Below are 19,234 nucleotides of genomic sequence, written 5' to 3' on the forward strand. Positions count from 1 at the left end.
CGCTGGGGAGCCGGCGGCGCCCCACGTGACGGGCGACCGGGGGCCGGGGCGCCAGGATCAGGGGGTGGGGTCAGGGGGCAGGGTCAGGGGACGGGGGGCCCGTACCGGTGCTCGGGCCGGCCGGTGCTGCCGTAGCGCAGCTGGATCTCCACGGAGCCGTCCTCGGCCAGCGCGGAGAGGTAGCGCTGGGCGGTGGCGCGGGAGATGCCGACCTTCCGGGCGATCTCCGCGGCCGAGAGCGGGGCCCCCGGCTCCAGCGCCGCCAGCACCGAGGCCTCCGTCGCGGAGCGCGGACGCTCCCCGGGCGCCGCCTCGGCCGGGTGCAGCGCGTGCAGGGCGCGGTCCACGCCCTCCTGGGTGAGCCCGTCCCGGTCGGCGAGCAGGCGGCGGTACCGGGCGTAGGCGCGCAGCGTCCGGGCGAGCCGGGGCCCGGTGAAGGGCTTGATCAGGTAGGCGAGCGCTCCGCGGCGCACGGCGGTCCGGACGGAGACCGGATCGGCCGCCGCGGTGAGCATGATGACGTCCACGTCCAGGGCGCGCAGCAGGTCCAGGCCGAGGGCGTCGGGCAGGTACACGTCCAGCAGCACCAGGTCGGGCTGGTGCGCGTGGACGGTGCGCATGGCCTGCTCGGCCGTGCCCACCGGGGGCAGTGCCGTGAAGCCCGGCACGGCGTTGACGTAGCCGGCGTGCAGCCGCCCCACGTGGAAGTCGTCGTCGACCACCAGGACGACCAGGTCCTCGCTCATCCCGTTCCTCCTGTTCCTCCGTCGGTTCGTCCGTCGGTTCGTCCGTCGGTTCGTCCGTCGGTTCGTCCGTCGGTTCGTCCGTCAGGTCCTCCGCCGGATCCTCCGGCGCTCCGCCCGGTGGCGCGGACTCCGCTGCTCCCTGCCCCGGCCCCCCGGGCCCCAAGGTCCGGGGGGCCGTCCTCCCGTGGCCCGGCCGGGGCCCGGCCGGCACCGTGGTCCCCGGGCCGGTGGCCGGGGACCACGGTGCCGGGGACCACGGTGCCGGGCAGCCGCGCGCAGAAGACGGCTCCGGGACCGCCCGGCCGGCCGGAATCGGTCACCCACACGTCCCCGCCCCGGCGGCGCGCCAGTTCCCGGCTGAGCGCCAGGCCGAAGCCCTGCCCGTGGGCCTCCGGCAGCCCGGGCGCCGCGACGGCGCCGTCCGGAGCGGCACCCGCGGCCGTGGACCAGCCCTGGGCGAAGACCGGCTCGGGGTCGGCCACCGGCAGGCCGTCGCCGGAGTCGGCGACCACGAGGTGCAGGGTGCCGGTGCCGCCGGCCCACTCGTCCAGCAGCTCCACCTCGACCCACCGGTCCTCCGCGGCACCCTGGACCGCGGCGCGCACGGCGTTGTCCACGAGGTTGCCGATCACGGTGGTGACGTCCTGGGGGTCGGTGATCTGCCCGCGCACGAGGGTGTCCTCGCCGATGCGCAGGACCACACCCCGCTCGGCGGCCTCGACGCTCTTGGCGCCGAGGAAGGCCTGCAGGTACGGGTCCCGCAGCAGCTCGGCCTGCTCGGCGGGATAGGTCAGGGGCCCGGTCTCCGTCACCTCGGCGACGTAGCGACGGGCCTCGTCCGTGTCTCCGAGGGCCAGCAGGCCGGAGATGGTGTGCAGGCGGTTGGCGAACTCGTGGCGCTGGGCGCGCAGGGCCGTGCTCAGGGCGCCCACGGCGTCCAGCTGCCGGGTCAGGGACTGCAGCTCGGTGCGGTCCCGCACGAGCACCACCCAGCCCAGGCCGGGCAGCCCCGGCCCGGCGGGCCGCACGGCGCGGGCCGAGAGGATCAGCACGTGCGGGCCCACCACCTGCTCCACCGCCGGGGAGGCGGGGGTGGCCGCGGCGAGCAGGGCGGGGAAGGACTCCGGCAGGCCCGCCTCGGCCAGGGGCGTGCCCACGAGCCGGGCCGGGTCGTCGAGGCCGAGCAGCCGCCCCGCCTCCTGGTTCACCACGGTGATGCGGTGCCCGGGGGAGACGCCGATGACGCCCTCGTCCACCCCGCGCAGCACGGCCTCCTGGTCCTGGACGAGCTCGGTGATCTCCTCGGGCTCCAGGCCCAGGGTGAGCCGCTTGAGCCGGCGGGCGATCGCGGTGGAGGCCGCGGCGCCCAGCGCCAGCGCCCCGACGGCGGTGGCGGCCACCGGCGCGATGTCCTGCTCCAGGGTGGCGAGCACGTCCTCGCGGGAAATGCCCACGCTGACGGCGCCGACCACGGCGGTGTCCGTGCCGGGGGCGTAGACGGGGACCTTCGCCCGGGCGGAGTGGCCGAGGGTGCCGCGCTCCTGGCTGGTGACCTCCCGGCCGGCCAGCGCCTCGGTGGGGTCCGTGCTGACGGGCCGGCCCAGCTGCGCCGGGTTGGGGTGGGAGAGCCGCAGCCCGTCGTCGTCGGTGATCACCACGAACAGCGATTCGGTGCGGCGGCGGACGTCCTCGGCGGAGGCCTGCAGGGCCCCGGCGGCCAGCACGTCGGGATCGAGGTCCTCCGGGCCGGCGTCGACCAGCCCGGCGACGGTCGAGCGGACGTCGTCCTCGGCGGCCACCGACCGGGCGATCGACAGGGCCTGGTGCTCGGCGTCGCGGCCCAGCCGCTCGTAGGTCAGCCAGCCGTAGACCCCGCCGCACAGGAGCACGACGGCCGCGACCACCGCCAGGTGGAGCAGCAGCATCCGGGCCAGGAACCCGGGCCGCGGTCGGCGTGTCGTCACGGTCCCTCCTCCGGCCGGGCGGTCGTGCGGGAGGCGGTCCGCAACGGGCCGCCGGGGGCGGGTGACCCGGGGGAGGGCCGGCCGGCCCGTCCCCGGGCTCACAGGTCGGCGAAGAAGCGGACCGCGTCCAGGTTGGGCAGGTTGATCTGGGCGTCGGCGACGGCGCGGAGGGCGGGCTTGGCGTTGTACGCCACGCCGAGGCCGGCGGCGGTGACCATGTCGATGTCGTTGGCGCCGTCACCCACGGCGATCACGTCCTCGAGGGCGACGTCCAGCTCAGCGGCCCAGGTGCGCAGGAAGCGCTCCTTGGCCGTGCAGTCGACCACGTCGCCGACGATCCGGCCGGTCAGCCGGCCGTCGGCGACCTCCAGCAGGTTGGCGGCGTGCCGGGTGAGCTGCAGCCGCTCGGCGAGCGGGGTGAGCACGCCCAGGAACCCCCCGGACACCGCCGCCACGGCGTGGCCCTCCCGCAGGAACGCCTTGATCAGCACGTGCGCGCCGGGGGACAGGCGCACGGCGGCGGTCACCTCGTCGACGGCGGTCGCGGGCAGCCCGGCGAGGGTCTCCACCCGGGCGAGCAGCGACTGGGCGAAGTCCACCTCCCCGCGCATGGCCGCCTCGGTCACGGCCGTGACCTCGGCCTCGGCCTCCGGGCCGGCGTGGGCGGCGAGCATCTCGACGACCTCCTGCTGGATGAGCGTGGAGTCCACGTCCATGACCAGCAGCTTCTTGCGCCCCGGGTCGAGCAGCGTGGCGGGCACGACGTTGACGTCCACGCCGGGCAGCAGCTGGGAGAGCGGGTCCGGGCGCAGCGCGGCGAGCAGGGCGGACGCCTCGCTGCCGTGCACGCGGGCGGTGAAGGCGTTGTAGCCGGGCACCTCCGCGTCCGGGCCCGCGGAGCCGGGGCCGGTCACCCGCACGGTGGAGAACCGCTCGATCTCGGCACCGGTGTCCCGCACGAGGGTGAGGATGCGCTCGCGGGCCTCCGGGTCCGGATTCTGGGCGAACGCGATCACGGCGAGGTCGGTGGTCATGCCGTCAGTGTATCCGGGCGCCCGGCCGTCCCCTGCCGCAGCGGGTGCTCACCCGGGCCGGTCGGTCACTCGGGCCGGAGCACCGCGACGTCGGAGACGAGCCGGATGTGCTCGAGCATCGCCCGCGCGGCCGCCGCGGGATCCTGCGCGCGGATGGCCCGGGCAATGGTCCGGTGCGACTCGAGGGACCGCTCGGGCCGGCCCTCCTGGCTCAGCGACTCGATGCGGGTCTCCCGCACCAGGTCGGAGATGAAGGTCATGAGGCGGGCCAGCACGGCGGAGTGGGCGGCCGCGGTGACGGCGGCGTGGAACAGCTCGTCCCCGTGCAGGCCGCGTCCGCCCCGGGCGATGTCCCGGTCCATGACCTCCAGGGCGTCCTCGACGGCCGCCAGGTCCTCGGGGGTGCGCCGCAGCGCCGCCAGCTCCGCGATCTTGGTCTCCACGGCGCTGCGGGCGTCCACGATGTCGGGCAGCCGGTCGGTGTGCTCGCGCAGCCCGCGCAGCACCGCCGCGCTGCTGGGCCGGTAGCGCAGCACCGCTCCGTTGCCGTGCTGGACGTCGATCACCCCCAGCACCTCGAGGGCCACGAGGGCCTGCGCCACGGTGGCGCGCGAGACCCCCAGCCGCTCGGCGAGATCCCGCTCGGGCGGCAGCCGGTCGCCGGGCCGGAGCCGTTGCTCGATGACGTGGTCCAGCAGCCGCTCGACCACCTGCTCGTACAGCCGCGGCCGCTCCACGCGGTCCAGTCCCCGGGCCCCTGCCATCGCCGGCCTCCCCCGTGCTCGCGCCGGGCGGAGCGCCCGGGTCGTCGTCGTGCGGCGCCGCGGCCCCGCATCGTTGCCCCTCATGCTACCCGCCCTGTTGACAAGGGGACAGGTGTCCTATTGGCTAGTCCAAAACCTGTGGCCCTGATCACACGCGGCCACGGACCGACACGGGCATGTGCCCACCGTCAGAAAGCAGACCCATGGGCCCTGAAGTGCTCTCCATCATCATCCTCGCCGCGATGTTCGTCGTGGCGACCGTCCTGCCCGTCAACATGGGCGCGCTGGCCTTCGTGGGCGCCTTCGTCCTCGGCGTCTTCGTGCTGGGCATGGACACCGACCAGATCCTCGAGGCGTTCCCCGGCGGTCTGTTCCTGACCATCGTGGGCGTCACCTACCTCTTCGCGATCGCGCAGAAGAACGGCACCGTGGACCTGCTGGTCCAGGGCGCCGTGAAGCTCGTGGGCAGCCGGGTGGCGCTGATCCCGTGGATCATGTTCTTCATCACGGCCGTGATCACCGCCGTGGGCGCCCTCTCCCCGGCGGCCGTGGCGATCATCGCCCCGATCGCGCTGAGCTTCGCCGCCAAGTACAGGATCAATCCGCTGATGATGGGCATGATGGTCATCCACGGCGCCCAGGGCGGCGGGTTCTCGCCCATCGCCGTGTACGGCGTGACCGTCAACGGCATCGTGGCCCAGGCCGGCCTGGACGTCAGCCCCACCGCGGTGTTCCTCTCCAGCCTGGTCTTCAACCTGCTCATCGCCGTCGTTCTGTTCCTCGCCCTCGGCGGCCGGGGACTCGTCTCCGCCCGCGCCGAGGACTTCGTGGAGCGCGCCGCCGAGGCCCGCCTGTCCCGCAGCAAGGTCGCCGCCGGCCACGTCGGGGACAAGGATGTGGCGTTCAAGGGCTTCGGCTCCGGCATGTACGGTCCCCGCGACCCGGCCGGCTCCTCCGAGCCGCCGGCGGCCACGGGCGGCGAGGGCCGGGAGAGCCTGGTGCCGCAGGTCGCCACCATCATCGGCCTGGTCGTCCTGGCCGTCGTCGCCCTGGGCTTCGGCGTGGACGTCGGCTTCGTGGCCATCACCGTGGCCGTCGTCCTGGCACTGGTCTCCCCGAAGGCGCAGAAGGGCGCGGTCAACAAGATCGACTGGTCCACCGTGCTGCTGCTCGGCGGCATGCTCACCTTCGTCGGGGTGCTGCAGGAGGCCGGCACCATCGAGTACGTCTCCAACGGGGTGGCCGGGCTGGGGATGCCGCTGCTGGCCGCGCTGCTGATCTGCTACATCGGCGCCGTCGTCTCCGCCTTCGCGTCCTCGACCGCCATCCTGGCCGCGCTCATCCCCCTGGCCGTGCCCTTCCTGCTGGCCGGGGACGTCGGGGCCACCGGGCTGATCTGCGCCCTGGCGGTCTCCTCGACCATCGTGGACGTCTCGCCCTTCTCCACCAACGGCGCCCTGGTGCTCGCCAACGCCCCCGCCGGCGTGGACCGCGACGCCTTCTACAAGAAGATCCTCGTCTACGCCACGGGCGTCGTCGTCATCGGCCCCCTGCTCGTCTGGGGCGTGATGGTCGCCCCCGGCTGGCTGTAGCCCGCGCCCGCCCCGCCCGACCCCCGCCCGATCCCCGCTCGCCCGACCCGAGCCGACCCGGAGGAACACCCGATGCCCGACACCACGACCGACACCGCCGAGGGCCCGCTGACCGGAACCCTCGTCGTCGACCTCTCCCGCGCCCTCGCCGGCCCGCACGCGGCCATGATGCTCGGCGACCTCGGCGCCCGCGTGATCAAGATCGAGAACCCCGGCACGGGCGACGACACCCGCGGCTGGGGCCCGCCCTTCGTGGGCCCCGCCGAGAACCCGCAGGCCACCTACTTCCTGTCCTGCAACCGCAACAAGGAGTCGGTCGCCCTGGACCTCAAGTCCGACGACGGCGTGCAGGTGCTCCGGGCGCTCGTGGAGCGCGCGGACGTCCTGGTGGAGAACTTCCGGCCCGGGGTGCTGGACCGGCTCGGCTTCTCCGTCGAGGAGCTGCACCGGCTCAACCCCCGCCTGGTCGTCCTGTCCATCACCGGGTTCGGCCACGACGGCCCCGAGTCCCGGCGCAGCGGCTACGACCAGATCGTGCAGGGAGAGGCCGGGCTGATGTCGCTGACCGGGTCCGGGCCCGAGGACCCGCAGCGGGTGGGCGTGCCGATCGCCGACCTGCTGGCGGGGATGAACGGCGCCTGCGGGGCGCTGGCCGCCCTCTACGAGCGCGAGCGCACCGGGGAGGGCAAGGTGGTCCGGACCTCCCTGCTGTCCTCCGTGGTGGGGGTGCACGCCTTCCAGGGCACCCGGACCACCGTCGCCCACGAGGTGCCGGCCGCCCAGGGCAACCACCACCCCTCCATCGCGCCCTACGGCCTGTTCTCCTGCCGCGGCGGGAAGGTGCAGATCAGCGTGGGCAGCGAGAAGCTGTGGCGCACCTTCGCGCAGGCCTTCGGGATCGACCCCGAGCGGGCGGGGTTCGCGACCAACGCCGACCGCGTCCGCAACCGCCGGGCCGTGATCGACGCGGTCGAGGAGGTCTTCGCCGCGCACGGTCCCGAGGAGCTGCTGGAGCAGCTGGCCGAGCTCGGCATCCCCGCCGGGAAGGTGCGCACCCTGGACGAGGTCTACGCCTGGGAGCAGGTCCGGTCGCAGGGCCTGGTCGTCGGCGTCGACCACGAGGTCCTCGGGCCCGTCGAGCTGCCCGGCCCCGCGGTGCGGTTCTTCGCCCCCGGCGACGCGGACGAGACCACCCGGCGGACCCACGCGGCCCCGCCGGTCCTCGACCAGCACGGCGCGTCCGTGCGCGCCTGGCTCGAGGCCACCGGACCCGGCGCGACCGCCCGGCGGAAGGAGCCCCTGCGATGACCGCCCAGCCCGTGCCCGAGGTCCCGGCCGGCACCGTGCACGTGCGGCGTGACGGTCCCGTGGCGTGGCTGGTCCTGGACCGCACCGACCGGCGCAACGCCCTGTCCCCGGCCATGTGGGCCGCCCTGCCCGGCCTGCTCCGGGAGCTCGACGCCGACCCGGGCGTCCGCGTGATCGGGATCCGCGGCGCCGGCGGCGTCTTCTCCGCCGGGGCGGACATCGCCGAGGTCTTCGAGTGCCTGGGCGAGCCCGGCACCGGACTGCCCCGCGGCGGGCTGCTCACCGAGGCGGAGACCGCCCTGGCGGCGGTGCACAAGCCCACCGTCGCCGCGCTGGAGGGCTACTGCATGGGCGGGGCCTGGATGCTGGCCGGGGCCTGTGACCTGCGCATCGGCTCGGCCTCGTTGCGGATCGGGCTCACCCCGGCCCGCATCGGCATCGTCTTCCCCGCCTCCGGCGTCGAGGCGCTGGTCCGGCTGGTGGGCCCCGGCACGGCCTCCTACCTGCTGCTCACCGGCGACACGGTGACCGCCGCCGACGCCCAGCGGTGGGGCATGCTCACGCGCGTGGTCGCGGACGAGGACTTCGACCCGGCCCTCGCGGAGGTCGTCACGGGCCTCGCGCAGCGCTCCCAGCTGAGCATGCAGGCCCACAAGCACCTCGTCCGGCTCACCGCCGACGCCGTGCCGGGCACCCTCGGCGCGGACGAGACCTCGGAGGCCCTCTTCCGGCAGGTCCTCGACGGGCCCGACGCCCGCATCGGGCAGCAGGCCTTCCTGGCCAGGAGGCCACCGCGTTTCGCCTGGTCGGGGGAGCAGTTCTGGGCCGCCCGCAGCGGCGCGGCCCGCTCGGGGAAGGAGCACCGCGGCTCGGTCGTCCGGGGGCGGTGGCCGCGCCGTGCCGCCCGCTCCTGACAGCGCCCCCGCCGGGCCGGTGCGCCGGGGCGGCGCACCGCGTGTCCTAGAGTGGCCGGTATGAGTGCTGTGGTGGAGATGGTGGACGTCAGCGTCGTCCGCGGGCAGAAGACCCTGCTGGATTCCGTGGACTGGGTCGTCAACGAGGGCGAGCGGTGGGTCATCCTGGGCCCCAACGGCGCCGGCAAGACGACGTTGCTGTCCATCGCCGCGGCCCGGCTGCACCCCACCCGCGGCATGGTCGACATCCTCGACGAGATCCTCGGCGCGGTCGACGTCTTCGAGCTGCGGCCGCGGATCGGCCTGAGCTCCACGGTCCTCGCCGGCCAGATCCCGGAGGGCGAGACCGTGCTCAACTGCGTGGTCACCGCCGCCTACGGCGTGACCGGGCGGTGGATCGAGAGCTACGACGACGCCGACGAGGCCCAGGCGCGGGAGCTCATGGCCGCGTGGGGGCTCGAGCCGCTGGCCGAGCGCCGCTTCGGCACGCTCTCCGAGGGCGAGCGCAAGCGCGTGCTCATCGCCCGCGCCCTGATGACCGACCCGGAGCTGCTGCTGCTCGACGAGCCGGCGGCGGGCCTGGACGTCGGCGGGCGCGAGGACCTCGTGGCCCGGCTCGACGAGCTCGCCCGGGACGCGGCGTCCCCTGCCGTCGTCATGGTCACCCACCACCTCGAGGAGGTGCCCGACGCCTTCACCCACGCGCTGCTGCTGCGCGAGGGCCGGGTGGTCGCCGCGGGCCCGGTCCGGACGGTGATGACGCAGAAGAACCTCTCCGAGACCTTCGGCCTCCCCCTGAAGCTGGTGAAGGTGGGCGACCGCTACGCCGCCTTCGGCCGTTCCTGACCGCCCGTCGTGCTGGAGACGCTCGCCGATCTCGCCGCCGGCTTCCCGTTCGAGTGGTGGCAGGCCGCCCTCATCCTGCTCGCCGGGGTCGCCGCCGGGCTGATCAACACGATCGTGGGCTCGGGCACCCTGGTCACCTTCCCCGTGCTCGTGACCATGGGCGTCCCGCCCGTGACCGCCTCCATGTCCAACGCCATGGGCCTGATCGCCGGCAACCTCACGGGTGCGTGGCACTACCGCGCGGAGCTCCGGGGCGTGGAGCGGACCCTGCTGAAGCTCGTGCCGGCCTCGGCCCTGGGCGGGGTGATCGGCGCGTGGCTGCTGCTCCACCTGCCCGAGGAGGTGTTCGGCTACGCCGCGCCGGTGCTGATCGTCGTCGCCCTCGGCTTCGTGGTGCTCCAGCCCCGCCTGCAGGCGGCGGTCCGCCGCCGCAAGGACGCGCAGGCGGCCGCCGCCAGGGCGGCCGCCGAGGCCCGGGGGGAGACGCCGCGGCCCATCGACCCGGACCGCGCCGCGCAGCCGGCCTCCCTGTACCTGCTCGTGTTCCTGGCCGGGATCTACGGCGGCTACTTCGTGGCCGCCCAGGGCGTGCTCCTGCTGGGCATCCTCGGGGTGTTCCTGCTGGCCTCCCTGCAGGCGGCCAACGCGGTGAAGGTCGTGCTCGTGGCCGTGGTCAACATCGTGGCCGCGACCTCCTACATCCTCTTCGCCATCGACCGGATCAACTGGTGGGCGGTCCTGCTCATCGCGCTCAGCTCCTCCGTGGGGGCCTGGGCCGGCGCCAAGATCGGCCGCCGGCTCTCCCCGGTCGCGCTGCGCACGGTCATCGTGGTGCTGGGCGTGGTCGCCCTGGTGAGCCTGGTCTCCGAACTGCTCTGAGCCCCCGGGCGGCACCGGGCGGGCGCCCCGGGACCGGCACCGGCTACCATCGGAACGACCCCCCGCCGCCGCCGACGAGAGACCCCGTGACCGACTTCCCCCAGCTGCACCGCCTCGAGTCCGCCGACGACCCCCGGGTGGCCGACTACGCCCGGCTGACCGACGTCGGACTGCGGCGCAAGCTCGAACCGGAGCGGGGCATGTACATCGCCGAGTCCTCCAAGGTGCTGCGCCGGGCGCTGGCCGCCGGCCACTCGCCCCGCTCCTTCTTCATGGCGGAGAAGTGGCTGGAGGACCTCGCCGACGTGCTCGCCGCCCACCCGGACGTGCCCCTGTACGTCGGCCCCGACGCGGTGCTGGAGCAGATCACCGGCTTCCACCTGCACCGCGGCGCCCTCGCGGCCATGCAGCGGCCCGCGCCGGTGGAGCTGGAGCAGCTGCTGGCCACGTCGTCGCGGGTGGCGATCCTGGAGGACATCGTGGACCACACCAACGTGGGCGCGATCTTCCGCTCGGCCGCCGCGCTGGACGTCGACGCCGTGCTGGTCACCCCCCGCTGCGCCGACCCCCTCTATCGGCGGGCCATCCGGGTGTCCATGGGCACCGTGTTCCAGGTGCCCTGGGCGCGGCTGGAGCACTGGACCGCCGACCTGCAGCGGGTCAAGGACGCGGGCTTCACCACCGCGGCGCTCGCGCTGAGCGACGACTCCCTCACCCTGCAGGAGCTCTCCGCCCGCCGCGACGAGAGGCTCGCCCTGGTCCTCGGCACCGAGGGGGACGGGCTGAGCGCGGCCACCGTCCACCACGCGGACCTCACGGTGCGGATCCCGATGTCCCACGGCGTGGACTCCCTCAACGTCGCCGCCGCCTCCGCCGTGGCGTTCTGGGAGACCCGGCCCGGTCGCTGAGGCCGCCGGGGCCGACCGTAACGCTTCGGGTGTCGATCGCCGTCCCACCAGCGCCGTTGGCATCTGCGAAGACTATTCTGGAGGCGTCCGCGGCCGCTGTGACAACCGCGGCGGCAGCCGATGGCCGGCGGGCGGACGAACGAGAAGGTCTGTCATGAAGAAGCTGATCTCATGGTTGGCGGCACTGGTGCTGGCCATGGGGCTGGGGCTCATCGTCCCCAGCAGCGCGAGCGCCGCGGCCCCGTACTGCGGCATCACCTGGGGATCCGGGGCGAAGGCCCGCAGCGGCGAGGCCAGCACGCCGCGCTATCCCCATGTCACCGACGTCCGGGCGGGGGAGCACGCCTGCTTCGACCGGCTGGTGATCGATCTGGACGGCCGGCTGCGGGGCTACGACGTCCGCTACCAGGGGTTCACGGGCATCGGCTCCGGCGACCCCATCGCCCTGCGCGGGAGGGACCTGGTGATCACCGTCAACGCCCCCGCCTATGACGACAGCGGCGAGGCCACCTACACGTTCCGCAACCGCTCCGAACTCGTGGACGTGCGCGACTACCGCACCTTCCGTCAGGTGGCGTGGGGCGGCAGCTACGAGGCAAGGACGTCCGTCGGCCTGGGTGTTCGCGCCCGGCTGCCGTTCCGCGTGTTCGTGCTCGACGGCCCGGGGAAGGGCTCCCGGCTCGTGGTGGACGTCGCCCACCGGTGGTAGGCGGAGTGCCGTCCCGCGGGCGGTGGTGGCGGGCCCGGCCCCGGCCGGTCCCGTCACCACGCGGCGTGTGACCTGGAGGCCCTGATCCGGTAGGCTGGAGCGCTGGTGCCTCCCGCACGGGACCGCGCGCGCGTCCGCTCCACGGGACCGCGGCCGGACGACGACGGCGCACCGCCCACCGAGCGAAACCGTGCCTGGCAAAATCCAGGCACCGACAGAAGGTTTGAACCCCATGAAGACTGACATCCACCCGGACTACCACCCGGTCCTCTTCCGCGACCTGGCCTCCGGCAAGACCATCCTGACCCGTTCCACCGCCACCTCGCAGAAGACCGAGACGTGGGAGGACGGCAACGAGTACCCGATCATCGAGGTCGAGATCTCCTCGGAGTCCCACCCGTTCTACACGGGCAAGCAGCGCATCATGGACTCCGCCGGCCGCGTGGAGCGCTTCAACGCCCGCTTCAAGAACTTCGGCAAGTCCGGCAGCTGACGCCCGTCCCGCACGCGGGATCCTTCAGCGCCGCACGCAGGCCCGGACCGGATCGGTCCGGGCCTGCGTCGTGCCCGGTCCGGCTCGCGCGCCGGGCCCCGGGCGCCCTCCGCACCGCCGGGCGTAGGCTGGCCCGGGACCAGCGGCACGCAGGACGGGAGAGCGCGGATGGAGCAGCACGAGCGGCGGCACGGGGAGTTCAAGGTGATGGGAGGCAAGCTCGTGGTCGCCGACCTGAGCGTCGTCGACGGCCGCCTGGCCGACGTCTCCGTCAACGGGGACTTCTTCCTGGAGCCCGACGAGGCCCTCGAGGACATCAACGCGGCGCTCACCGGGCTGGCGGAGGACGCGTCCCCGGAGCAGATCGCCGGAGCCGTGCGGGCGGGCCTGTCGGACGACGTCGTCCTGTTCGGCTTCTCCCCGGAGGCGATCGCCACGGCGGTGCGCCGGGCCCTGGCCCGGGCCACCACGTGGGACGACCACGTGTGGGAGGTCATCCCGCCCACGGTCCGGCCGACCGTGGAGAACCTGGCCCTGGACGAGGTGCTGGCCCGGGAGGTGGGGGCCGGCCGGCGCCGGCCCGCCCTGCGGCTGTGGGACTGGGACGAGCCGTCCGTGGTGATCGGCTCCTTCCAGTCCCTGCGCAACGAGGTGGACGCGGAGGGGGCCCGGCGGCACGGCATCTCGGTGGTGCGGCGCGTGTCCGGCGGCGGCGCCATGTTCATGGAGGCCGGCAACTGCATCACCTACTCCCTCTACCTGCCCCAGACGCTCGTGGACGGGCTCAGCTTCTCGGAGTCCTACCCGTTCCTCGACCAGTGGGTGATGCAGGCGTTCCAGGAGATGGGCCTGGAGGCCTTCTACGTCCCGCTCAACGACATCGCCACGGAGCACGGCAAGATCGGCGGCGCGGCGCAGAAGCGCTTCGCCGGGGGCGGCATGGTCCACCACGTGACCATGAGCTACGACATCGACGCCCAGAAGATGACCGAGGTGCTGCGGATCGGCCGGGAGAAGCTCTCGGACAAGGGCCACCGCTCGGCGAAGAAGCGCGTGGACCCGCTGCGGCGCCAGACCGGCATGGCGCGGGCCGACGTCGTGGACAAGCTGATGGAGGTCTTCACCGGGCGCTACGCGGCCGTGCCCGGTGCGGTCGGTGAGGACGAGCTCGCCGCGGCCCGCGAGCTCGTGGGCACGAAGTTCGGCACCCAGGAGTGGCTCACCCGCGTGCCCTGAGCCGCGGTGGCCCCCGTTCCCAGGGATCCCGCAGCGGCGGGGGCCTAGCATGGGCGGCGGGGGAGACGCGCCGCCCGGCGCGGCGCCCCCGGCCGCCGTCCCCGCCGATCCCGGAGCAGCCCATGTCCGTCGCCGACCACGACCGCGCCCCCGCGCCGGTCCCGCCCCGGCCCCGGCACCCCGTGCGGCGGGCGCTGCTCGTGCTGCTGGGCCTCGTGCTCGTGCTGGCTCTGGCCGCCGCACTGTTCCTCTGGAACCTCGGGCGGACCTTCGACGCCCGGAAGCAGACCCTGCAGGACGCCTTCCCGGCCGAATTCACCCGCCCGGCCGCGGGCTCGGCCCAGGACCGCGGCACCACCGTGCTCGTGCTGGGCGCCGACACCCAGCCCGGGGGACGGGCCGACGTGGGGGTGGAGGGGCAGCGGGCGGACACCATCATGCTCGTGCACCTGCCCGAGGACGGCGGGGAGGCCTACGTGCTCTCGATCCTGCGGGACACCTGGGTGCCGATCCCCGGGGCCGGGGAGGCCAAGATCAACGCGGCCCTCGACATCGGCGGCGTGCCCCTGATGGTCGAGACGGTCGAGGAGCTCGTCGGCTCCCGGGTCGACCAGGTCGCCGAGGTGGACTTCGCCGGTTTCCAGGCGCTCACCGACGCCCTGGGCGGGGTCACGGTCGACGTGCCCCAGGACTTCGTCTCCAACGAGGGCATGACCTTCGAGCAGGGCCCCGAGCACATGGACGGGGAGCGGGCCCTCGAGTTCGTCCGGGAGCGCAAGGCCTTCGCCGACGGCGACTTCCAGCGCGTGGCCAACCAGCGCACCTACGTCCGGGCGGTGCTGGAACGGGCCCTGGCCCCGCAGACGCTGCTCAACCCGCTCCGGCTGCACGCCGTGGTCGACGACTTCTCGCCCTACCTGGTGGTCAGCGAAGGACTCGACGCCCGGTGGATCACCGGGCTGGCCCCCGACCTCGTCGGCCTCTCCGCCGGCAGCCTGCACATGGCCACCGCCCCGCAGCAGGGCCTCGGCTGGTCGCCGGACGGGCAGTCGGTGGTGGTGCCGGACCTCGAGGCGATGGCCGGCATCGGCGAGGCCATTTCGGAGGACAATCTGGGCGGATATCTTGCTACGCTGAGCCCCGACGATCAGTAGTGTCCCGCCGGATCCCCCGCTCCGGCGGGTTCTCCCTCCCCGCCCGCAGCACGCCCCGTGATCGACCGGGACGGCCCCTCTTGACCCCCACGAGAGAGCCATGCCGCACACCCCCCGCCCCTTCCCCCCGGCCGACGGGACCGCGCCCCCGAGGCCGTCGGCCGCCCGTCTGCTGACCACCCTCGCCGCCCGTCCGGCCGCCCGGGTCCTGCTGCGCAGCCCCTGGCCCGAGGCCGGCGCCGCGGTGGCACGCGGCCCGGCCGCGGGTCCGAGCATGGACCGGCACCTCGACGCCCGGCTGCGGCGCGCCGGGCGCGCCCGGCCCACGCCGCGCTCGGCCCACCAGCTCGCGGAGCTCGCCCTCGCGGCGGGCAGGGTGGCCGAGGCGGACCGCTACCTCGCCCTCGTGCCCCCGGGCACGCGGGGCCTCGACGGGACGCGGGCCCGGCGGCACCGGCACGTGGGACGGGTCTCCGAGGCGGTGGTCGGGCTGCGCCGCGCGGTGTCCGCCGGGCGGGCCACTGCGCGCGAACGCCGGCAGCTGCACCGCTACGAGGAGGAGCTGCGGCTGCTCTCGGGCTGGCGTCCCGCCCTGACACCGGTGGTCGGCTACCGGCCGGACCCGGCCTCGGTGCTGCACGTGCTCGTCGGGGCCCGGTCGCACCGCCGCGCCCCGCGGGTCCACTCCCTGCTCTCCGCGACCGCGGCCACGGGCCGGACCGTGACCGCCGTCGTCCGCCCCGGCCCGTCCCCGGACTCCGCCGCCCGGCGCGCCGCGGACGCGTGGACCGTGGACGGCGTCGCCTACCACCGCATCCTCCCGGCCGACCGGAGGGGCACGGCCACGGGCCGGCTGCAGCAGGAGGCGCAGGCGCTCCTGGAGCTGGCGCTGCGGGCCCGGCCCGCGGTGCTGCGCACCACCAGCCACGCCGGCAACGCCCTCGTCACCCGGGCGGTCGCGGAGGCCCTCGGGATCCCGTGGGTGTACGAGGTGGGGGAGCTGCCGGCCGACCGGTGGGCGGCCACCCGTCCCGCCGAGGCCGCCGCGAGCGAGCGCTACCGGATGGGCTGCGCGCGGGAGGCGGAGCTCCTGTCCGCCGCGGACGACGTGGTCGTCCCGAGCCGCGCCATGCAGGACCGGGTCCAGGAGCTCACGCGCGCCCTGCCGACCGGCCCGGTGCCGGCCCGTGTCGCGCCCCCGGCCGTGGACGGGCCCTACCTCGCCGAGCCGCGCCCCCGGCAGGAGGCCCGCAGGATCCTCGGGCTGCCCGAGTCCGTCCCGGTCGTGGGCGCCGTCGCGGCCCTGGTCGAGCGCGAGGGGCTCGACGACCTGCTGCGCGCCGCGGCGCTGGTGGCCGACCGGGTCCCCGAGCTGCTCGTGGTGATCGTCGGCGACGGCCCCGCCCGGGCGGAGCTGGAGGCGCTGGCCCGGCGGCTGGGGCCGGCCGGGCGGGTGCGGTTTCCCGGGCGGCTCACCGACGAGGAGGTGCTGCTCCACCACCAGGCCTTCGACGTGTTCGTGGTCCCGCGCCGGGACGAGCCCGTCACCCGCTCCGCGGTCCCGACCGCGGCCGTGGAGGCACTGGCCACCGGCACCCCGGTGGTCGCCTCCCGGCTGCCGGTGCTCGCCGAGACGGTGGCCGACGGGATCACCGGTCTGCTGACCCCGGCGGGGGACCCGGCGACCCTCGCCACGGTCCTGCAGATGATGCTCGAGTCTCCGGCGGTGCGCCGGTGCCTGGGCGGGGAGGCCCGGCGCCGGGCGGTCCCGGCCCGGACCTGGCAGGCCGTGGCGGCCGACGCCGCCGAGGTCTACGACCACCTGACCGGCCGGGCCGGGCCGCAGGAGGCCACGGCCTGAGCCACGGTCCGGGTCACCGGCAGGACGACGGCGCGGGCGGCGCTCCGGTGCACCGGCGGGGCGGCGGGCCGCGGGGCCGACGCCGGAGCCGGTGCCTCGGAGAGGGCCCTGGCGGGGCGCAGTCCTCCGACCGGACCCCGTCCCCTCAGAGCAGGCCCAGGCGCCGGAGCCGCCGCCGGGCGGCGGCCTCGCTCGGTCCGGTCTCCCCGAGGGCCCGGCCGACGACCGCGAGGGTGAGCCCGGCGGCACCCCGGGTGGGCAGGGGGACGGGGCCCAGCCGGGGACGGCGCAGGCCGAGCAGGGCCAGCCGCTCCTCGGGCAGGGAGTCGACGACGGCCGCGAACAGCGCCCGGTAGCCCGGCAGCAGCAGGGGGTCCAGGGGCGGGCGGCGCAGGAATCCCACGACGTCGTCCACCCGGGGTCCGCCCGCGAGCCGGGGGCCGAACGCGCGCATCCGGTCCTCGAGCGCCGCCTCGGAGCGCGGCGGGTCGACCACGCCCATCAGCCGGCCGGCCACCGCCCACTCCCGCACGTAGGCGTCCGGGCCGCCCGGGATCGGCCCGCCCCACCGCTGGTGGGAGCGCAGGAACGCGTCCGTGAACGCCAGGTGCACCCACTCGGTGAGGTCGGGGTCGTTGGCGCAGTAGGCCCGCCGGACGCCGTCGGCCCCGGTGTAGGTGCCGCGCACGCTCTCGTGCAGCCTCCGCACGTGGGCGGAGGCGCGCTGCGCGGCCGCCGTGTCCCCGTAGGTGACGGTGAAGATCCAGCGGATGGCCCCCGTCAGGCGTCCCAGCGGGTCCCGCCGGTAGTCGGAGTGCTCCACCACGCCCGCCAGCGCCCCCGGGTGCAGCGCCTGGGTGAGCAGCGCGCGCACTCCGGCCGGGATGGTGGCCATGGAGCCGTGCACCGCCCACACCGCCGAGTCCGGCCGGAAGTGGCCGCCGTCCTCGCCGTCGGCCAGCGCCAGCTCCCACGCGGGGATGCCCTCCGCCTGGCCCGCGAAGGTGGTCCGCAGCCGCTCCTGCAGCGGCGCCATCAGTCCCACGTGCGCGTCCTCCCGTCCCGTGCGGTGCCTCGGCCCCAGTATGCGCCCCGGCTCCGACACCCGGCGGGCCGGACCCGGGCGCGCACCCGGCAGGACGAGAGGGAGCGGCCCACCACCGGCGGGTCCGGCCCCGCGCGGCCGGGCGGGAGGTCAGCTCCGTTCCGGGTCCGCGCCGACGAGCGGCGGCGCGCCCTGCAGGAAGCGCAGCAGGGCGGGGGAGCGGGAGACGACCGACTCGTGGTAGCGGCCCTGCAGTTCCGGGTCCCTGCCGATCACGACCCGTTCCACGTCGTCGTCCAGGAACATGGCCAGCACTCCCCGCAGCAGCTCCAGCGCGGTCTCGTCGCGGAGCAGGGTGCGCACGGCGGCGGGCACCCGGACGGTGCGCACGCCGTCGAGCACGAGGTCGGCGAAGTCCGGGTTGTCGCTGTCGGTCCACCGCGCCGCGGTCGCGGCGGAGAGGGCACCGAGGGTGTCCACGGCGCCGGCCACGACGAGCGCCGCCTGCGTCAGCGCGGTCTGGCTGTCCCGCGCGCGGCCCCGGGCGCGGCGCCGGCCGCGGACCCCGCGGCGGGGCCGGGCGCGGTCGACCACCAGGTACTCCAGCTGCAGGCTCCCGTCCTGTTCCTCCAGGAAGGACACCGTCAGCTCCTCGGTGGGCGCGTCGCCGCGGACGCCCGTGTAGGCCCTGCGGAGCAGGTCCTGCAGCTGGGTGGAGGACCTGCTGAGGGTGCGCGCGGACAGGCTCACGGGGCGCCCGTGGGCGTCGAGGCAGCGCACGACGCGCGGCAGGCCTGCCACCGCGGTGACGAGGGGGGTGTCCACGGTGGGATCGGGCCTTTCTGCCGGGACGGGGAATGACCCCATTCTAGATGCGCATGCATCCGCCGCGCCGTGGAATCTGTGGCCGGTTGTGGGGACAACCGCCGTCTCATCAGCGGTGATACGGCAGCCGCCCGGGACCGGGGCGCTCGTCCCCGGCCCCGGGCGGCCGCCGCACCGGCTCAGCCGGTCACGGCCAGGAGCCCTCCTCGGCGTGGGCGATGAACAGCTCGCGGATTTCGCAGCCGGCCGGCTGGGCGAGGGCGAACAGGACCGCGTTCGCCACGTTCTCCGGGTCGTTGAGCTGGGAGTCGTCCTGGGGCTTGTACTGCTCGTCGCGGTCGTCGAAGAACCGGGTCTTCATGCCGCCCGGGATGAGCTGGGTGACGCCCACCTCGCCCTTGAGCTCGGCGGCCAGGGCCTGGCTGAAGCCGAGCACCCCGAACTTGGACGCGCAGTAGGCGGTGGCGTCCGAGACGCCCTTCAGCGCCAGGGTCGAGGCGACCGTGATCACCCGTCCGCGCGACTCCCGCAGCGCGGGCAGCGCCGCCCGCACGGTGGAGACCGTGCCGAAGAGGTTGACCTGGACGACCTTCTCCCACTCGGCGGTCTCCACGTCCTCGAGCCGGCCACAGCGGTCGATGCCGGCGGCGGTGACGACCGCGTCCAGGCCCCCGGCCTCCTGCACGGCCCGCTGGACCGCCGCGGTGACGGCGGCGGTGTCGGCGACGTCGACCTCGTAGGCGGTCACGCCGCTCAGCGCGCTGATGTCGCGGTCCAGGACGATGGGGGTGCCGCCGTTGTCGCGGACCGACTCGGCCACCGCGGCGCCGAGCCCGGAGGCACCGCCGGTGATCAGGACGCGACCGGGGTTGGTGGGCTGGAAACTCATGCAACTTCCTCTCTGCTGGGCACTGCCCCGCCCGCGGACGGCGCCGCGGGCGGACGTGCTGCTCCTC

18 protein-coding genes are annotated in these 19,234 nt (G+C 75.2%); 11 read left to right on the forward strand and 7 right to left on the reverse strand.

Annotated elements, in window-relative coordinates:
- Positions 1–83: 83 nt before the first annotated feature.
- The 4 genes from AYX06_RS01260 to AYX06_RS01275 all read right to left on the reverse strand — a co-directional run bounded on the left by AYX06_RS01260 (position 84) and on the right by AYX06_RS01275 (position 4,508).
- Positions 84–746, reverse strand: a complete 663-nt coding sequence (locus AYX06_RS01260; RefSeq protein WP_062733667.1) for a response regulator — start codon at positions 744–746, stop codon at positions 84–86.
- On the reverse strand, positions 743–2,671 hold the full coding sequence (locus tag AYX06_RS01265) for a sensor histidine kinase (protein WP_232319430.1): 1,929 nt from the start codon (positions 2,669–2,671) through the stop codon (positions 743–745). The genes AYX06_RS01260 and AYX06_RS01265 overlap by 4 nt, the downstream gene beginning before the upstream one ends.
- A gap of 137 nt (positions 2,672–2,808) precedes the next feature.
- Positions 2,809–3,744 (reverse strand): phosphoserine phosphatase SerB, encoded by a 936-nt coding sequence (serB, locus tag AYX06_RS01270; protein ID WP_062733670.1) that lies wholly within the window; start codon positions 3,742–3,744, stop codon positions 2,809–2,811.
- A gap of 65 nt (positions 3,745–3,809) precedes the next feature.
- The gene (locus tag AYX06_RS01275; protein WP_062733672.1) at positions 3,810–4,508 is read right to left on the reverse strand and encodes a FadR/GntR family transcriptional regulator; all 699 of its coding nucleotides are present in this window, start codon (positions 4,506–4,508) and stop codon (positions 3,810–3,812) included.
- Between the two features lie 203 nt (positions 4,509–4,711).
- Here AYX06_RS01275 and AYX06_RS01280 point away from each other — a divergent pair, with 203 nt between their 5' ends.
- The 11 genes from AYX06_RS01280 (at position 4,712) to AYX06_RS01330 (ending at position 16,408) form a co-directional block, all read left to right on the forward strand.
- On the forward strand, positions 4,712–6,100 hold the full coding sequence (locus AYX06_RS01280; RefSeq protein ID WP_062733675.1) for an SLC13 family permease: 1,389 nt from the start codon (positions 4,712–4,714) through the stop codon (positions 6,098–6,100).
- Between the two features lie 72 nt (positions 6,101–6,172).
- Positions 6,173–7,408, forward strand: coding sequence for a CaiB/BaiF CoA transferase family protein (locus tag AYX06_RS01285; protein WP_062733677.1), 1,236 nt, complete (start codon positions 6,173–6,175; stop codon positions 7,406–7,408).
- Positions 7,405–8,322, forward strand: coding sequence for an enoyl-CoA hydratase/isomerase family protein (locus tag AYX06_RS01290; protein ID WP_062733680.1), 918 nt, complete (start codon positions 7,405–7,407; stop codon positions 8,320–8,322). The genes AYX06_RS01285 and AYX06_RS01290 overlap by 4 nt, the downstream gene beginning before the upstream one ends.
- Positions 8,323–8,382: 60 nt before the next feature.
- Complete coding sequence (locus AYX06_RS01295) at positions 8,383–9,168, forward strand: ABC transporter ATP-binding protein (protein ID WP_084271378.1); 786 nt, start codon at positions 8,383–8,385, stop codon at positions 9,166–9,168.
- Positions 9,169–9,177: 9 nt separating this feature from the next.
- On the forward strand, positions 9,178–10,047 hold the full coding sequence (locus AYX06_RS01300) for a sulfite exporter TauE/SafE family protein (RefSeq protein WP_232319364.1): 870 nt from the start codon (positions 9,178–9,180) through the stop codon (positions 10,045–10,047).
- A gap of 86 nt (positions 10,048–10,133) precedes the next feature.
- Positions 10,134–10,955 (forward strand): TrmH family RNA methyltransferase, encoded by an 822-nt coding sequence (locus tag AYX06_RS01305; protein ID WP_084271379.1) that lies wholly within the window; start codon positions 10,134–10,136, stop codon positions 10,953–10,955.
- Positions 10,956–11,109: 154 nt separating this feature from the next.
- Positions 11,110–11,664: an AMIN-like domain-containing (lipo)protein gene (locus tag AYX06_RS01310; protein WP_062733682.1), complete on the forward strand. Its 555-nt coding sequence runs from the start codon at positions 11,110–11,112 to the stop codon at positions 11,662–11,664.
- Between the two features lie 232 nt (positions 11,665–11,896).
- The gene (locus AYX06_RS01315; protein WP_047802707.1) at positions 11,897–12,157 is read left to right on the forward strand and encodes a type B 50S ribosomal protein L31; all 261 of its coding nucleotides are present in this window, start codon (positions 11,897–11,899) and stop codon (positions 12,155–12,157) included.
- Between the two features lie 168 nt (positions 12,158–12,325).
- Entirely contained in the window at positions 12,326–13,393 is a 1,068-nt protein-coding gene (locus AYX06_RS01320; protein WP_062733685.1) for a lipoate--protein ligase family protein, read from the forward strand.
- Positions 13,394–13,515: 122 nt separating this feature from the next.
- A complete protein-coding gene (locus AYX06_RS01325) occupies positions 13,516–14,547 on the forward strand; it encodes an LCP family protein (protein WP_062733686.1) in 1,032 nt (343 codons plus the stop codon).
- A gap of 100 nt (positions 14,548–14,647) precedes the next feature.
- On the forward strand, positions 14,648–16,408 hold the full coding sequence (locus AYX06_RS01330) for a glycosyltransferase (protein WP_062733687.1): 1,761 nt from the start codon (positions 14,648–14,650) through the stop codon (positions 16,406–16,408).
- Positions 16,409–16,553: 145 nt separating this feature from the next.
- Here AYX06_RS01330 and AYX06_RS01335 read toward each other — a convergent pair whose 3' ends face one another.
- From AYX06_RS01335 to AYX06_RS01345, 3 genes are all read right to left on the reverse strand, one after another.
- Entirely contained in the window at positions 16,554–17,444 is an 891-nt protein-coding gene (locus AYX06_RS01335) for an oxygenase MpaB family protein (protein WP_062736814.1), read from the reverse strand.
- Positions 17,445–17,603: 159 nt separating this feature from the next.
- Complete coding sequence (locus AYX06_RS01340) at positions 17,604–18,278, reverse strand: hypothetical protein (protein ID WP_062733688.1); 675 nt, start codon at positions 18,276–18,278, stop codon at positions 17,604–17,606.
- Between the two features lie 187 nt (positions 18,279–18,465).
- A complete protein-coding gene (locus AYX06_RS01345; protein WP_062733690.1) occupies positions 18,466–19,167 on the reverse strand; it encodes an SDR family oxidoreductase in 702 nt (233 codons plus the stop codon).
- Positions 19,168–19,234 lie beyond the last annotated feature (67 nt).

This window comes from Kocuria turfanensis (genome assembly GCF_001580365.1).
GTDB lineage: Bacteria > Actinomycetota > Actinomycetes > Actinomycetales > Micrococcaceae > Kocuria > Kocuria turfanensis.

Excerpts from the sequence above, each read along its gene's own strand:
- AYX06_RS01260 (WP_062733667.1), bottom strand. The coding sequence starts at position 746 with ATGAGCGAGGACCTGGTCGTCCTGGTGGTCGACGACGACTTCCACGTG.
- AYX06_RS01265 (WP_232319430.1), bottom strand. The coding sequence starts at position 2,671 with ATGCTGCTGCTCCACCTGGCGGTGGTCGCGGCCGTCGTGCTCCTGTGC.
- serB (WP_062733670.1), bottom strand. The coding sequence starts at position 3,744 with ATGACCACCGACCTCGCCGTGATCGCGTTCGCCCAGAATCCGGACCCG.
- AYX06_RS01275 (WP_062733672.1), bottom strand. The coding sequence starts at position 4,508 with ATGGCAGGGGCCCGGGGACTGGACCGCGTGGAGCGGCCGCGGCTGTAC.
- AYX06_RS01280 (WP_062733675.1), top strand. The coding sequence starts at position 4,712 with ATGGGCCCTGAAGTGCTCTCCATCATCATCCTCGCCGCGATGTTCGTC.
- AYX06_RS01285 (WP_062733677.1), top strand. The coding sequence starts at position 6,173 with ATGCCCGACACCACGACCGACACCGCCGAGGGCCCGCTGACCGGAACC.
- AYX06_RS01290 (WP_062733680.1), top strand. The coding sequence starts at position 7,405 with ATGACCGCCCAGCCCGTGCCCGAGGTCCCGGCCGGCACCGTGCACGTG.
- AYX06_RS01295 (WP_084271378.1), top strand. The coding sequence starts at position 8,383 with ATGAGTGCTGTGGTGGAGATGGTGGACGTCAGCGTCGTCCGCGGGCAG.
- AYX06_RS01310 (WP_062733682.1), top strand. The coding sequence starts at position 11,110 with ATGAAGAAGCTGATCTCATGGTTGGCGGCACTGGTGCTGGCCATGGGG.
- AYX06_RS01315 (WP_047802707.1), top strand. The coding sequence starts at position 11,897 with ATGAAGACTGACATCCACCCGGACTACCACCCGGTCCTCTTCCGCGAC.
- AYX06_RS01320 (WP_062733685.1), top strand. The coding sequence starts at position 12,326 with ATGGAGCAGCACGAGCGGCGGCACGGGGAGTTCAAGGTGATGGGAGGC.
- AYX06_RS01325 (WP_062733686.1), top strand. The coding sequence starts at position 13,516 with ATGTCCGTCGCCGACCACGACCGCGCCCCCGCGCCGGTCCCGCCCCGG.
- AYX06_RS01330 (WP_062733687.1), top strand. The coding sequence starts at position 14,648 with ATGCCGCACACCCCCCGCCCCTTCCCCCCGGCCGACGGGACCGCGCCC.
- AYX06_RS01335 (WP_062736814.1), bottom strand. The coding sequence starts at position 17,444 with ATGGCGCCGCTGCAGGAGCGGCTGCGGACCACCTTCGCGGGCCAGGCG.
- AYX06_RS01345 (WP_062733690.1), bottom strand. The coding sequence starts at position 19,167 with ATGAGTTTCCAGCCCACCAACCCCGGTCGCGTCCTGATCACCGGCGGT.